Origin of the sequence: Crystallibacter permensis, from assembly GCF_025960875.1 — a bacterium.
GTDB lineage: Bacteria > Actinomycetota > Actinomycetes > Actinomycetales > Micrococcaceae > Crystallibacter > Crystallibacter permensis.
The window spans coordinates 23,634-38,061 of the sequence record NZ_JAODLR010000013.1 but is presented as its reverse complement, the minus strand read 5'-3'; the positions used below and the strand labels follow the sequence as shown (position 1 = coordinate 38,061).

Annotated in this window: 15 protein-coding genes; 10 read left to right on the top strand and 5 right to left on the bottom strand. The window is 63.8% G+C overall.

Going from position 1 to position 14,428, the window contains the following annotated elements; all coding sequences use genetic code 11:
• Positions 1 to 95 precede the first annotated feature (95 nt).
• From B0G38_RS14895 to B0G38_RS14875, 5 genes are all read left to right on the top strand, one after another.
• The gene (locus B0G38_RS14895) at positions 96 to 2,207 is read left to right on the top strand and encodes an MMPL family transporter (protein WP_413542077.1); all 2,112 of its coding nucleotides are present in this window, start codon (positions 96 to 98) and stop codon (positions 2,205 to 2,207) included.
• A gap of 255 nt (positions 2,208 to 2,462) precedes the next feature.
• A complete protein-coding gene (gene dnaK, locus B0G38_RS14890) occupies positions 2,463 to 4,340 on the top strand; it encodes a molecular chaperone DnaK (protein ID WP_169993621.1) in 1,878 nt (625 codons plus the stop codon).
• Between the two features lie 2 nt (positions 4,341 to 4,342).
• Positions 4,343 to 5,014, top strand: coding sequence for a nucleotide exchange factor GrpE (locus B0G38_RS14885; protein ID WP_264670133.1), 672 nt, complete (start codon positions 4,343 to 4,345; stop codon positions 5,012 to 5,014).
• Positions 5,015 to 5,110: 96 nt separating this feature from the next.
• Entirely contained in the window at positions 5,111 to 6,088 is a 978-nt protein-coding gene (locus B0G38_RS14880; protein WP_264670132.1) for a DnaJ C-terminal domain-containing protein, read from the top strand.
• Between the two features lie 21 nt (positions 6,089 to 6,109).
• A complete protein-coding gene (locus tag B0G38_RS14875) occupies positions 6,110 to 6,535 on the top strand; it encodes a heat shock protein transcriptional repressor HspR (protein ID WP_264670131.1) in 426 nt (141 codons plus the stop codon).
• Here B0G38_RS14875 and B0G38_RS23340 read toward each other — a convergent pair.
• The gene (locus B0G38_RS23340) at positions 6,465 to 6,800 is read right to left on the bottom strand and encodes a UPF0758 domain-containing protein (RefSeq protein ID WP_413542076.1); all 336 of its coding nucleotides are present in this window, start codon (positions 6,798 to 6,800) and stop codon (positions 6,465 to 6,467) included. The genes B0G38_RS14875 and B0G38_RS23340 overlap by 71 nt on opposite strands.
• Positions 6,801 to 7,172: 372 nt before the next feature.
• Positions 7,173 to 7,718, bottom strand: coding sequence for a COG4315 family predicted lipoprotein (locus B0G38_RS14870; protein ID WP_264670130.1), 546 nt, complete (start codon positions 7,716 to 7,718; stop codon positions 7,173 to 7,175).
• A 209-nt stretch (positions 7,719 to 7,927) separates the two neighbouring features.
• Here B0G38_RS14870 and B0G38_RS14865 point away from each other — a divergent pair, with 209 nt between their 5' ends.
• Together B0G38_RS14865 and B0G38_RS14860 are read left to right on the top strand one after the other, a co-directional pair.
• Positions 7,928 to 8,419, top strand: a complete 492-nt coding sequence (locus tag B0G38_RS14865) for a sigma-70 family RNA polymerase sigma factor (RefSeq protein WP_169993612.1) — start codon at positions 7,928 to 7,930, stop codon at positions 8,417 to 8,419.
• A complete protein-coding gene (locus tag B0G38_RS14860) occupies positions 8,416 to 9,075 on the top strand; it encodes an anti-sigma factor family protein (protein ID WP_264670129.1) in 660 nt (219 codons plus the stop codon). Before B0G38_RS14865 ends, B0G38_RS14860 begins: the two co-directional genes overlap by 4 nt.
• Before the next feature lie 24 nt (positions 9,076 to 9,099).
• Here B0G38_RS14860 and trmB read toward each other — a convergent pair whose 3' ends face one another.
• Positions 9,100 to 10,038: a tRNA (guanosine(46)-N7)-methyltransferase TrmB gene (gene trmB / locus B0G38_RS14855; protein ID WP_264670128.1), complete on the bottom strand. Its 939-nt coding sequence runs from the start codon at positions 10,036 to 10,038 to the stop codon at positions 9,100 to 9,102.
• Positions 10,039 to 10,290: 252 nt separating this feature from the next.
• Here trmB and B0G38_RS14850 point away from each other — a divergent pair, with 252 nt between their 5' ends.
• The gene (locus B0G38_RS14850) at positions 10,291 to 11,940 is read left to right on the top strand and encodes a DEAD/DEAH box helicase (RefSeq protein ID WP_264670127.1); all 1,650 of its coding nucleotides are present in this window, start codon (positions 10,291 to 10,293) and stop codon (positions 11,938 to 11,940) included.
• 117 nt (positions 11,941 to 12,057) lie between these two features.
• The gene (locus tag B0G38_RS14845) at positions 12,058 to 12,507 is read left to right on the top strand and encodes a YccF domain-containing protein (RefSeq protein ID WP_264670126.1); all 450 of its coding nucleotides are present in this window, start codon (positions 12,058 to 12,060) and stop codon (positions 12,505 to 12,507) included.
• Positions 12,508 to 12,512: 5 nt separating this feature from the next.
• Here B0G38_RS14845 and B0G38_RS14840 read toward each other — a convergent pair whose 3' ends face one another.
• Complete coding sequence (locus tag B0G38_RS14840; protein ID WP_264670125.1) at positions 12,513 to 12,983, bottom strand: pyridoxamine 5'-phosphate oxidase family protein; 471 nt, start codon at positions 12,981 to 12,983, stop codon at positions 12,513 to 12,515.
• A 242-nt stretch (positions 12,984 to 13,225) separates the two neighbouring features.
• On the opposite strand from B0G38_RS14840, the gene B0G38_RS14835 reads away from it, so the two are divergent.
• Positions 13,226 to 13,798 (top strand): YceI family protein, encoded by a 573-nt coding sequence (locus B0G38_RS14835; protein ID WP_264670124.1) that lies wholly within the window; start codon positions 13,226 to 13,228, stop codon positions 13,796 to 13,798.
• A gap of 14 nt (positions 13,799 to 13,812) precedes the next feature.
• Here the strand turns inward: B0G38_RS14835 and B0G38_RS14830 are convergent, their stop codons facing one another.
• Positions 13,813 to 14,415, bottom strand: coding sequence for a HutD/Ves family protein (locus B0G38_RS14830; RefSeq protein ID WP_264670123.1), 603 nt, complete (start codon positions 14,413 to 14,415; stop codon positions 13,813 to 13,815).
• Between the last annotated feature and the right edge of the window lie 13 nt (positions 14,416 to 14,428).

The window sequence follows — 14,428 nt, the reverse complement described above, 5'->3', positions numbered from 1 at the left end:
AGTAGGAATAGGTATCTCGATTATGGAAATAGTTTATAGTGGAGAGGACTTTTCCACCCCCTCAAAGGAACGCATTGAAGCGCTGGCTTAGAACCTTGTTCCCTGTGTTGATCGTCCTTGTTTGGCTCGCCGCGGCGGGCGCCGGCGGACCTACATTCGGCAAGCTCTCGGATGTCTCCACCAATGATCAGGCCGGGTTCCTGCCGCAAAGTGCCGAGTCCACGGAAGCCGGCGAGTGGCAGGAGAGGTTCCTCGATTCCGATGCCGTGCCCGCCGTCGTCGTTATTGAGTTTGAGCAGGCAATCGAGCCTCAGGAGCTCCGGAGCTATGTCCCGCTGGCTGACAAACTCGGCGAGGCGGCAGGGGTGACCGAGGCGTCGGAGAGCCAGGTTGCCGGCCCGATTCCCGCAGAAGACTTCGAAGCGATCGAGTTCATTGTCCCGATCGCGGGAGACGCGGGAGAAGCAGTCGAGGAACTGCGGAAAGTGCTCCAAGCTGAACTGCCTGCGGAGGCCGCCGCGTACGTCACCGGACCGGCAGGGTTCATCGCCGATCTGGTTGAGGCCTTCGCCGGAATCGACGGCCTGCTGCTCGGGGTGGCGCTGCTGGCGGTCTTCGTCATTCTCCTGATTGTCTACCGGGCGCTGCTGTTGCCCTTCCTGGTCCTGCTGACATCCGTCTTCGCCCTTTGCGTTGCCATCCTGGTGATTTATTGGTTTGCGCTGATGGACTGGATCCAGTTGAGCGGGCAGAGCCAAGGCATCCTGTTCATCCTGGTGATCGGCGCCGCGACGGATTATGCCCTCCTGTTGGTTTCCCGATTCCGCGAGGCGCTGGGGGAGCAGGACGCCAAGTGGACTGCAATGAAGACTGCGTACCGGGGCTCGCTGGAACCGATTGCGGCTTCCGGCGCCACCGTGGTCCTGGCGCTGCTGTGCCTGTTGTTCTCGGATCTGAACTCCAACCGCAGCCTCGGCCCCATTGCAGCCATCGGGATTGTTTTCTCCGTCCTTGCCGCGCTCTCCCTGCTGCCGGCTCTGCTGCTGATCTTCGGCCGCGCTGCCTTTTGGCCGATCGTCCCGCGGCCTGGACAACACGCGCACCGTGGGGAAGCCGGAACGGTGCCGGCCGGCGCGGAGGGTCTGCGCGGTACCTGGCGCCTTGTGGCCAGGCTGATTGCCAAGCGTCCCCGGGCCACCTGGCTCGTCTCGCTGCTCGTCCTCGTGGCGGGATCCCTGGGCGTCCTGCAACTGCAGGCACACGGCGTTCCACAGTCCGAACTGGTGATGGTGCAGACGGACTCGGCGGACGGGCAGGAGTCGCTGGCCCGCCATTTCGACGCCGGATCAGGCTCTCCAGCCGTGATTGTGGCCGACAGCTCGGCGCGGGGCGATGTGCTCAACGCCGTGCGTGAACATGATGGCGTTGCCGAAGCCGATTACTTCAGCGAAGACGGCGAAGTTTTCGAACTGGACGGGCACGTGATGATCAACGCCACGCTGGAGAAGGCCGCCGACTCGGAAGGCGCGGAGAACGATGTTGCCGATCTCCGTGCGGACCTGGACGCCGTGGATGAAACCGCGCTGGTAGGCGGGGTCACCGCCGTCGCACTGGATACCAACGTGACCGCCCAGGCTGACCTGCTCAAGATCACGCCCATCGTGCTGCTGGTCATCCTGGTCATCCTGATGCTGCTCCTGCGCGCCGTGGTGGCGCCGGTGCTGCTGATCATGAGTGTTGCCCTGTCCTACCTGACGGCACTCGGCGTTTCCGCGCTGGTGTTCAACCACATCTTCGGCTTCCCCGGTGCCGATGCTTCCGTGCCCCTCTATGGTTTTGTCTTCCTGGTGGCTCTCGGCGTGGATTACAACATTTTCCTCATGACCCGGGTGCGGGAAGAATCCCTGAAAATCGGCACCCGCCCCGGGGTCCTGCGCGGACTGGGGGCCACCGGTGGCGTCATCACCTCGGCCGGCATCGTCCTGGCGGCTACCTTTGCGGCTCTGGGAGTCATTCCGATCCTGTTCCTGGGGCAGCTGGCCTTCATCGTGGCCTTCGGAGTCCTGCTGGATACGGTGCTGGTGCGCTCGCTGCTGGTGCCCGCGCTGTCGTACGATCTGGGGCGGCGCATCTGGTGGCCAAGCAAGCTCTCGCGGACTTCGCCGAGCGCTGAATCCGCGGCACCTGTGGTGGAGGCCAAGGTCTGAGGTTCAGGCCCGAAACCGCGCGCTGGCGGTCTTCCCCCTGAACTGTGCTGCTTGTCCCTTTGGGCCAAACCTGAGTCGCCTTGGCTCAAGTTGAATTGACATCGTTTCGAGTCTGAGTAAACTTGAGTGCAGAACGCTCAATATGGTTCAGGCCCTGCAATGCCAGGGCTCCGCCGGTCCGGTCCTTAGGGGCGCGGCCGGCGGCGGGACCACTATTTCGGGCCGGTATTCGGTTCATCATGAAAGGACAAGCGTATGTCTCGTGCAGTAGGTATTGACCTCGGTACCACCAACTCCGTGGTTTCCGTACTGGAAGGTGGCGAGCCCACCGTTATCGCCAACGCCGAGGGTGGCCGCACCACCCCGTCGGTCGTGGCATTCTCCAAGTCCGGCGAGGTCCTCGTCGGCGAAATCGCCAAGCGCCAGGCCGTCAACAACATTGAGCGCACCATCGCTTCGGTCAAGCGCCACATGGGCACCGACTGGAAGGTCGAGGTCGACGGCAAGAACTACACCGCGCAGGAAATCTCTGCCCGCGTGCTGCAGAAGCTCAAGCACGACGCCGAGTCCTACCTGGGCGAGAAGGTCACCGACGCTGTGATCACCGTGCCGGCATACTTCAACGATGCCGAGCGCCAGTCCACCAAGGAAGCCGGCGAAATTGCCGGTCTGAACGTCCTGCGTATTGTCAACGAGCCGACGGCTGCCGCACTGGCCTACGGCCTTGACAAGGGCAAGGAAGACGAACTCATCCTGGTCTTCGACCTCGGCGGCGGCACCTTCGACGTCTCGCTGCTCGAAGTCGGCAAGGATGAAGACGACTTCTCCACCATCCAGGTCCGTTCCACCTCGGGCGACAACCGCCTCGGCGGCGACGACTGGGACCAGCGCGTTGTGGACTTCCTGCTCCAGCAGGCCAAGTCCAAGGGTGCGGACCTGTCCAAGGACAAGATTGCCCTGCAGCGTCTGAAGGAAGCTGCCGAGCAGGCCAAGAAGGAACTGTCCTCGGCTTCCTCCACCAACATCTCGCTGCAGTACCTCTCGGTGACCCCGGAAGGGCCGGTCCACCTGGACGAGCACCTCAGCCGTGCCAAGTTCCAGGAACTGACCAAGGACCTGCTGGACCGGACCAAGAAGCCGTTCCACGACGTCATCAAGGAAGCCGGCATCAAGGTTTCCGACATCGACCACATCGTTCTGGTCGGCGGTTCCACCCGTATGCCCGCAGTGGTCGACCTGGTCAAGGAAATGGCCGGCGGCAAGGAGCCGAACAAGGGCGTGAACCCGGACGAGGTCGTCGCCGTGGGCGCTGCACTGCAGGCCGGTGTGCTGAAGGGTGAGCGCAAGGACGTGCTGCTCATCGACGTCACCCCGCTGTCCCTCGGCATCGAGACCAAGGGCGGCATCATGACGCACCTGATCGAGCGCAACACCGCGATCCCGACCAAACGGAGCGAGACCTTCACCACGGCGGATGACAACCAGCCGTCGGTGGCCATCCAGGTCTTCCAGGGCGAGCGCGAGTTCACCCGGGACAATAAGCCGCTGGGCACCTTCGAGCTGACCGGCATCGCGCCGGCTCCGCGCGGCGTGCCTCAGGTCGAGGTCACCTTCGACATCGACGCCAACGGTATCGTCCACGTGTCCGCCAAGGACAAGGGCACCGGCGCCGAGCAGTCCATGACCATCACGGGCGGTACCGCGCTGTCCAAGGATGACATCGACCGCATGGTGCGCGAGGCCGAGGAACACGCGGCCGAGGACAAGAAGCGCCGCGAGGCCGCAGACGTCCGCAACTCGGCCGAACAGCTGGCCTACTCCGTGGACAAGCTGCTCGCCGACAACGACGACAAGCTGCCCGAAGAGGTCAAGACCGAGGTCAAGGCCGACGTCGATGCCCTGAAATCCGCACTGGAGAAGCAGGACAACGACGACGAGGTGAAGTCCGCGTTCGAGAAGCTGCAGGCTTCCCAGACGAAGCTCGGCGAGGCCATCTACTCGCAGGCCCAGGCCTCCGGCGCAGCCGGCGAGGGTGCACCCGGAGCAGACGGCGCTGATGGACAAGGCTCAGCCAACGCTGACGAGGACATCGTCGACGCCGAGGTTGTCGACGAGGAAGAAGAGAAGAAGTAACCATGCCCCACCACGGTAACGAGCACGAGCACGAGTCAGAGCCGGTGAGCTTCCGCGACAACCGTAAGATTGACCCGGAGACGGGCAAGGTCCGTGGCCAGGAAGCACCTGCCGATGCGGAGGCAGCCGAGGAGGCTGCCGCCGCGGAGGCACCCGCATCGGAGGATGTTGAGGGTGACGCTCTGTCCCAGGCCGAGGCGATCCTGAACAGCACCGACGTTCCCGCCGGGGAATCGGTAGCCCAAGGTGCGGACTCGGAACAGGCGGCAGAGCTGAGGAATGACCTGCTGCGCCTTCAGGCGGAGTACGTCAATTACCGCAAGCGGGTGGAACGGGACCGCGCGGTGGCCGGCCAGATGGCCATCATCGGCGTTCTCAACTCACTGCTTCCGGTACTTGACGACATCGATGCCGCACGCCAGCACGGCGACCTCGAGGACGGACCCTTCGCTGCAATCGCGGCCAAGCTGGAAAACGTCTTGAAGGTCTACGGTCTGGAACCGATCTCCGAGACGGACGTGGAGTTCGATCCGAATATCCACGAAGCGCTGATGCAGCAGCAAAGCGCGGATGTCCAGGTCGATTCGGTCAGCCAGATCCTGCGGACTGGATACAAGTCCGGGGAGCGTGTCCTGCGCGCTGCCCAGGTGATCGTGGCTGTACCGGCCGAGTAGCTCCGAACGAGGCCGGGGACGTCGTGAAGGCGTCCCCGGCTCTCATGGGCTCTCGGGCCACCATAGACTTTGAACTACATGAAGGGAGGCGCCTGAATGGCTAGCCAGGATTGGGTCGAGAAGGACTTCTACAAGATCCTTGGTGTCTCCAAGGACGCGTCGGATGCCGACATCAAGAAGGCATACCGCAAACTTGCCCGGAAGTACCATCCGGACACGAACTCCTCTGACGCCACGGCTGAAAAGATGTTCAAGGACGTCTCCGAAGCATATTCGGTGCTCTCCGATCCGGAAGAGCGGCAGCAGTACGACGCCATCCGGGCGATGGGCAGTGGAGCCCGCTTTACCGCTGGCGGAGCGGGTACACCCGGCGGCGGCGGGTTTGAGGACATCTTCGGCAACATGTTCGGCCAGGGCACCCGCAGCCGTTCAGCCGGCGGATTCGGCAACGGGAATATCCCGCCCGAGTTCGCCGACCTATTCGGCGGCGGGTTCGGGGGCGGGTTCCAGCCGCCGCAGGCGCCCCCGCGCAAAGGTGCGGACCGGACCGCATCCACCAGCATTTCCTTTGCCGGTTCCATCAAGGGAACCACCATCGGGCTGCGCGAGCCTTCCGGCGAAGTCATTGACGTCCGTATTCCCGCCGGTATCAAGGACGGTCAAAAGGTCCGCGTCCGCGGCAAAGGCCAGCCCGGCCCTGCCGGCAACGGTGACCTGATGGTTTCCGTAAATGTCCAGCCCCATAGCTTCTACACACGCGACGGTGACAATCTTCGGATCCATGTCCCGGTGAGCTTCGACGAAGCGGCGTTGGGCGCGCAGATCGAGGTTCCGACCATGAACGGCGAAGCGGTGAAGGTAAAGGTGCCTGCCGGCACGCCATCGGGACGGACGCTGCGGGTCAAGGGACGCGGTGTTAAGACGGCTAAGGCGACGGGAGATCTGCTGGTAACCATCGACGTCGTTGTTCCACAAAACCTGAACAAAGAAGCTGAAGAAGCCGTCAAGGCATTCGCCGCGGCCACTGGGGATGCGAATCCCCGCGCCAACCTGGCAGCCAAGGCCCGGCTCTAGGCGGCAGATATGGAGAGAGCAATGGGTATTGACCGCAACGCGCCTATCTTTGTGATCTCCGTAGCTGCAGAGCTCGCGGAGATGCATCCGCAAACCCTGCGCCAGTACGACAGGCTGGGCCTGGTCTCACCGTCCCGGCAGCGTGGCCGCCAGCGGCGCTATTCGCAACGCGACGTGGACACCCTGCGGGAAGTCCAGCGGTTGTCGCAGGAAGGCGTGTCGCTTGAGGGCATCAAGCGGATCCTGGAGCTGGAGAACCAGGTGAATGCCCTGCGCTCCCGGGTGCAGGAACTGACCGCCGAGCTCGAAAGCACGCGGCGGCAAAGCGGAACGGAAGCCAGCCGGGTGTTCGCCGCCGGGCTGGCCGGAGACGTTGTTACCCTGTCCCGTGGGAAGCGTCCGCGGCCGCGGAGCCAGGCCTTGGTGGTCTGGCGCCCGCACTCCTAAGGGCTGCCCGTCGCGCCAACTCCATGGCACCGGCGATCCGTGCCGCCAGAGCAGCGCCGACTCCAGGCACTTCCTGAAGTTCCCCGGGCTCGGCCAGCTGCAGCCCGGCCGGACCACCGAGCCTCTTCAGGATCGACTGCGCCAGTTCCAAGCTGCTCGCATCCCGCGTCCCGGACCCGATGACCAGCGCCAGCACCTCCGCATCCCTCAGCCTCCGGACTCCCATCCGTGCCATGCGCTCCCGGGGCCGGTCTTCCGCCTGCATCTGCGCGATCGCGAGATGGTTCCTGTGACGTGTGTTCATGCGGCCAACGGTAGGCGCAGGCAAGACTGATCCGAAGGCGGCGCCGAGGCCATGTGGACAGCGCAGGTGCGGAACGGCCCCTGTGGAGATGGGGCCAGGCCGGAATGAATCAGTTGGCCGCACTTTCACCTGCAACCATAGCGCTGTGGCGGTGACGCGCGGGGGCGCCAGCCACGCGGGGAGTCCTGCGCAGGCGGACGCTCGCCTCTTGGGCCTCGTCCACCCGCGCGTCGGACCCTCTACTTGTCTTGCGGAGGAGCAGGGCCTCGTTCCTATCGATCATGCCCTGCCACGTCTTGTTTCAACTATGAACCAAGACTAATCTCCGTTCTTTCAGCGGATCATTTCCCCGTCCGGGGCCACTACATACCAGACATCGTTGACGCCCTGGCCGTCGACGTCTCCCGGCGCCTTGTCGTTCTGCCAGTAGTAGATCGGCAGGCCGTCGATGGTCACCTGCTTCTTGCCGTCGGGGGTGTCGATCGTTCCGACTTCCGCAGTGATGCCTTCAACTTCCGGGGCATCGCCTTCGGTCAGGACAGGCGGCCACGCGACCAGGCAGTCGCCGGTGCAGTTGCTGACACCGGAATCCTTTTCGTCCTTGGTGAAGTAGTAGACGGTCATTCCCTCGCTATCGACCACAATCTCACCGAGGTCGGTTTCGGCAGTCATGAGCTGGGAACCAGCCATCGCCCCGGCTTCACCTGAGGCCGGGGCACTTGCCCCGCCCGGTGCCGATTCGGTGGTCTCGGGCATAGCGGTTGTTTCTTCGGCCGGCGGCGGGGCTTCCGTCCCTGATTCATCGCCGCCGCCGCATCCGGTGAGGCCGAGAAGGGCTGCGGTCATAAGGGCAGCAGCACCACTGAGTTTGATTTTCATGAGGAATTCCTAACGATCAACCGGGTTGTGCTCGGTCCCGGCCCGCCGGTTGCGGGCCGCTATTGGCAAAGACGTACTGCCGGGCGAAAATGGTTCAACGCCTGGGGGATGTTCTTCTTCTTTGCCGGTGAACCATTCCGCTGTTGGGCACGTCTTCCTGATTGCGGACGGCTCCGGAACCCGGGCCGCCCGGTCAGGAGGGAACGTCGATGTCGATGGAAGAAGAAGCGGTCGCGCTGTTGTACCGCGACCATGCGGCGGCACTTCGACGGTTCGTGCTGGCCGCCACATCAGACCCGGATCAGGCCGAGGACGTGGTGCAGGAGACGATCCTGCGTGTCTGGAAACTGGGCCCGGAGGTCGAGAACATGCGCGGCTACCTGTACCGGACTGCGCGGCACGTCATTATCGACAACTACCGGCGCCGCAACAGCCGGCCTCAGGAAACAAGCCTGCCGGAAGAAGAGCTGGCAACGGCCGACCAGGTGGACCGGCTATTGCTCAAAGTGATTATGGAGGAAGCCCTGACGCGGCTCAGCGTGGACCACAGGAACGTCATTCTGGCGCTGCATTACCAGCGGTTGACCGCCGCTGAAGCAGCCGAGGAACTGCACCTGCCGCTGGGGACGGTCAAGTCACGCGCCTTTTACGGCGTGAAAGCGCTACGGTCTGTACTCGATGAGATGGGAGTCAAGCGATGAAAGGCGACCATGAGCAGCTGCGGGAACTGCTCGGGCTTTACATCCTCGGCGGTCTCCGGCGGGATGAGGCCAGGGCATTCGAAGCGCACCTCAATGATTGTCCCGTCTGCCGTCAGGAAGCCGCCGAGCTGGAGAGCCTCCCAGGCATGCTGGACGCCGTGCCGCGGGACGAAGCGTTGGAGCTGGCGCAACCGCCCATCGAAGAAATCGAGCAGAATACCAAGCAGCTGCTGAACGAATTGGCAGTGCGCCGCCGCAAAGCACGACGCCGGGTGGCTGGCTTGGTCGCCGCCGTCGCCGCGGCATCGCTGATCATCGGTGCGGTCGTGGGACCGGTTGTCACGGCGCCGGAGCAGGAGATGGACAGCTATACGATGGCTTCCTCCCGCGGTCTGCAGGTGGATCTGGACCTGGTCTACAAGCGGTGGGGCACCGAGCTGGCTGTGGACGGCGAGCAACTGCCCAACAGCGGCGTACTCTCCCTCTGGGTCACCGATTCCACAGGCAAGGCCCGCCAGGTGGCGACGTGGAAAGCAACACCCGCAGGCCGGGCACGGCTCACGGCAGCTACCGACGTGGGAACTGAAGACATCGTCAGGGTCGAGATCAAGAATGACGCCGCTGTTCCGGTCGCCTCGGTAGTTACGCGCGGCTGAACGGCCGCGGCCAGGAGCCAGCGACTACGGCTTGCGGCGGTAAGCCAGGTCGAAAATCTCCCGGCCAGCCTCATGCGCTTTCTGCTCGAAGCTGGTCAAGGCCCGGCCCTCGAACCGCGGCGCCCAGCCGCCGATGTCGTCCATGCCTTCACCCTCGCTTGCGTTGCCGGTGCTGACAGGCAACTTGCCTTCGCGGACCGGGGCGCCGCCGACCACTTTTTCGACGCCGCTTTCCCAGACCTTGGTCAGGGGACTGTCGGCGCCGAAACGTTCGCCGGCGTGGACGTTGTCAAAGTCTTCCGCGACATCGCCCACGTCGCGCATCTGGATGGCGTAGGACGACCAGTCCGTGGCCAGCCGCCACCAGCCTCCCGGCTCCAGCACACGCGCCGCCAGCCCGGCGAAACTTTCCTGCACGAGGCGGCGCTTGTGGTGGCGCGTCTTGTGCCAGGGGTCCGGGAAAAAGACCCACAGTTCGTTGACCGAACCGGCTGGCAGCATTGTGGCGAGTACCTCCGGGGCGTTCGCCTGGACCACCCGGACGTTGCGCAAACCCTTTTGCCCCACCCGTAGCAAGGTTTGCGCCAGACCGGGCTTGTAGACCTCCAGCGCCAGGAAATTGCGCGCGGGGTCCTGCTCGGCGGCATGGCAGACGGCTTCGCCGAGTCCGGACCCGATTTCGACGACGAGCGGAGCTTCGCGGTCGAAGGCGGCGGCCACATCCAGGACGAAGTCCGGATGCACCGACGTGTCGGTTCTGTCCCGCGGGACATCGATCACGTACTTTTCCGCATAGTCGTTCCAGGCCTGCTGCCGGCGTCCCTGCAGTCGGTTGCCGCGGCGGACAAAGCTGACTGTACGGGTCAGGAACGGCTCCGCCGCAGACGCGGTTTCGGTATCGCCGTCAGCGTTGCCGGTACTGCCGGAAGAAGGTGTGTGGGAAGAGCTGGTCTCGTGAGTCATCTACTTCAGAATAGCCGTGGTCTGGATGATGCCGCGGGGCTGGTAAACTTGACCTACTTGGAGCGTGCATTGCTGTACGTTCCCTGCGTCGATGAACGCTTTCACATTTCTCCCGCAGTTCCATCGCTTCTCCAGAAGTCCTGACCAACAGGTAAGAAGCCGAGCGGTTGACTCTGTCTGATGATTTTCTTCGGCGAAACCCTGGGCCATACCGGTGCCGGGGACACTGACCGAAAGTAACTGATTACTCTCATGACTACCTCTACTGCCGTGCGCTCTTTTAAGCAGCTCGGAGTTCCCTCGCCGCTCGTCACCTCCCTGACCGGCAGCGGCATCACTGAACCGTTCCCGATCCAGGTGGAAACCCTCCCGGATACGCTGGCCGGACGTGACGTCCTGGGCCGCGGCCGCACCGGGTCCGGAAAGACGCTCGCTTTTGCCCTGCCCCTGGTTGCCCGCCTGGCAGACCAGGAAGCAGCCTACCGCCGCAAGCCGGGCCGCCCGCTGGGACTGGTGCTGGCTCCCACCCGCGAGCTTGCCACGCAGCTTAACGCGACCATCGAGCCGCTGGCCCGCGAAATGGGCCTGAACACCACCGTGATCTACGGCGGCGTCTCCCAGCAGCGGCAGGAAAAGGCTCTGCGCGCCGGTGTCGATATTGTGGTCGCCTGCCCCGGGCGTCTCGAGGACCTGATGAAGCAGAAGATCCTCACGCTGGAGTCGGTGGAAATCACCGTCCTCGACGAGGCGGACCACATGGCGGATCTGGGCTTCCTTCCCGTGGTCCAGCGCCTGCTCGATACCACTCCCACCCAGGGGCAGCGGATGCTGTTCTCCGCCACCCTGGACAACGGGGTGGACAAGCTCGTCAAGCGCTACCTGTCCAACCCCCTGACCCACTCCGTGGACAATCCGCAGGCCGCCGTCAGCACCATGGAACACCATGTGCTCGTCTCGCCGGACCAGACCGTGAAGAAGCAGCTGGTGAAGGCGCTGGCGTCCGGCACCGGCCGCCGTATCCTGTTCACCCGGACCAAGCACCACGCGCGCAAGCTGGCCAAGACACTGTCCGATGCAGGCATTCCCGCGGTTGATCTGCACGGAAACCTTTCGCAGAATGCCCGCGACCGGAACCTGGCCGAGTTCTCCTCAGGCGATGTCCGCGTCCTGGTGGCCACCGACGTGGCCGCTCGCGGCGTGCATGTTGATGACATCGAACTCGTCGTGCATGTGGACCCGCCCACGGAACACAAGGCTTACCTGCACCGTTCCGGCCGTACCGCCCGGGCTGGCACCGACGGCACGGTTGTCACCATCGTGATCCCGGACCAGAAGCTCGAAGTCGGCAAGCTGATGAAGGCTGCCGGCGTTGACGTAGCCTTTGAATCCGTGACCGCTTCCTCTCCGCTGGTGGCCAAACTGGTCGGAGACGTCGCGGCCCCGGTAGACCCGGTAGCCCGCCGTGCGGCGATGGATGCCAAGGCCGCCCACCGTGGTGCTGCCCCCAAACAGGGCAAGTCCACCGGAGCCAATGCACAGCGCAAGCGCGCTGCCCGCTCCCAGGGCGGCCGCGGCCGAACTGCCGGTGTTTCCGCTGGCGGAACGGGCCGCGCAACGGCGGCAGACGGCGCCGGTCGCGGACCGGCAGCGCGCAATACCGCTGCCCCGGGTGGCCGCCGTGCTGACGCCGATGTAGCTCAGCCGGGCCGCTCGCGGCGTCCGGCCACAGGTCAGCGGGCCACCGGGCAGCGTGCCGCAGGATCTGCCGGCGGACCGCAGTCCTCCAGCGCACGCGGAGAGGGCCGCGGCCTTGGTCAGGCGCCCTCGTCCTCGTCGTCCGCTCCCCGCCGCGGCAACCGCCGCGCCTCGGCGCCGGCCAGCAACGCCCGCCGCAGCCGCTAGTTCCCTAAACGGCGCTCAACGAGCCCGCCGGCCAAGGCCCTGACCGACCTCCATTGAGGGGCTGGTCAGGGCCTTACCTGATGGCGCATATTAGTTGCAGCCGCCAGAATGGGTGGTATGAGGGCAATACTAAATATCATCTGGCTGCTGCTGGGCGGCATCTGGTTGGCGGCAGGGTATTTCCTCGCCGGCATCATCTGCTGCGCGCTGATCATCACCATTCCCTTCGGCATCGCGTCCTTCCGCATCGCGGGGTACGCGCTGTGGCCGTTCGGCCGGAAGGTGGTGGACAAAGGCGGCCGCACGTATGTCATGTCGACGCTGGGCAACATTATCTGGATTCTCGTAGCCGGGATCTGGATCGCCATCGGGCATGTGGCCACGGCCATCGCGCAGGCGGTGACCATCATCGGCATTCCGATGGCGATCGCCAACCTGAAGATGATCCCGGTATCCCTGACCCCGCTGGGCAAGGAAATCGTGCCCACGGACCGTCCGTTCATCGGCTACGACAAGCAGTACCCGGTCATCGGTTACGACAGGCAGTACCCGGGGTACGGACGCTAGAGCGACTATTCGACGTTGAGCCGGCGTGCATCGCTAAGCCCGGGACTGCGGCGTGCCACGGACTGCACGCGGAAGCGCCGCCCGGTGATGTCAGCGGGGACAACCCGGACAAAGTTGTTCTTCTCGCCGCCCTGCCAGGGAAACAGCGGCAGCATGGACGAGGCCAGGACATCTTCAATGCTGCTCAGGCGCTCAGCGGGTCCCTTGATGATCACGCTCCAGGCCGTATTGGTTGCCGGGTTGTAGCCATCCGTTTCAAACGCGACGTTTACTCCGGACAGTGCACCATCCAGCTTCGTGCCCCGCGCGGTGCGGAATACCAGGGAGCCATGATCGACAACGTAATTGATCGGAAAAATTTCCGGGTGCCCTTCCATGACTACTGCGAGTCGGCCGAAATCGGTACTGCGGAACATTTCCCAGCACTGGCTGGATGAAAGGTTCTCGATGCCCTGGGATGCCTCTAGTGCCGTCATGACCACAGTCTATTTGAGCTGGAGGCCAGGAAGATAGCCCCGGGTCAGCGCCATCTTGCCAGCCCTGGCAGGGGTGCGGAAACAGTGCCCTCGCAGGCCTCATTCATGGTGGAAAACAGGTGCATTCTGCCTACGGATGTGCTGGAATTACCTGCATAGCCGTTCAGGCTATTTACTCATGGGCCGGACACATCCATCTGCCTGGGGAGGCAATGCCTATGCCCTATATTCAGGAGGCAGCAATGTCTGAGCTCACGGCCGATTTGTCCGGAGAGTGGCGGTTTGATCCGGCACATACCCGCATAGGATTTTCCACCCGGCATGCCATGGTCACCAAAGTACGGGGCGCCTTCAATGAGTTCGACGGGGTCATCCATGCCGATGTCGAGAACCCGTCCAATTCGTCCGTTAAGCTCGCCATCAAAGTGGCCAGCATAGATACGCGCAGCGAACAGCGGGACGGACACCTGCGGACCAACGACTTCTTCGACGCGCCGAACTACCCTGAGATCACTTTCGTCAGCACCCACATTGACCAGGTGGAAGAGCGCAATTTCATCGTCAACGGGGATCTGACCATCCGCGGCATGACCAAGCAGCTTTCCATTCCCATCGAATTCGTCGGCGTTGAACGGGACCCGGGTGGACAGTTGCGCGCCGGTTTCGAAGGCACACGCCGGATCAACCGCCAGGATTTCGGCGTCAAATGGAACACAGCGATGGACTCCGGCGGCGTGCTGGTGTCGGACCGGATCCTGCTCGAGTTCGAGGTCTCCGCGGTAAAAGTTGAAAACAATGCCAGCGACGGCAGATAGGTCGCTTGGCCACGCTACAGGGCGAAGACCGAAACCAGTGCGGCGAAACCTCGGCCGCTGATTTCGGGCGGGCGCGGAACATCGTTTTGCGGCTCGCCCGTTACTGCCGTGGGTGCTTCAGCCTGTGGAATGCTGCCGGTAACGGTGTCGAATGGCGCCAGAGCCCGTGTAGCGGTTCCGTCCAAAACCTGCGCCTGCCCCTGCAGCAGCACGAGGAACTGGTCCGGCTGGAGCGGCAGCGGTTGCTTCTTGGAGAGCTCTGCGATGAGGACGCCGGCACCGAAGGAATCCTTGCGGGTCATGACGTTCAGGGCACGGCATGCACCGGTAGGCAGCGCACATGAGGTGGTACTGCCGCCGTCGAACCTAAAAGGGCGGAACCGCTCCAGTCGGCGCGCAACGCCGTCGACCGTCAACTCAACTACGTCCCCCTCGATCACGGTGAAGGTGCGCTCCATCCCGGGGAAAGCGGAGAAGGCGCCGGCCGCCGTGACGTCGGCAATACTCAGCCGCCATGCCGGTTCCGTTGCCGTGCCACCCAGCGCAACCTCACGCGTAACGCCGCCGCCATTACGCCAGGGCTGTGCTTTCAACGACGCGAATTCAATGATGCGCATGTTTTCCTTTATC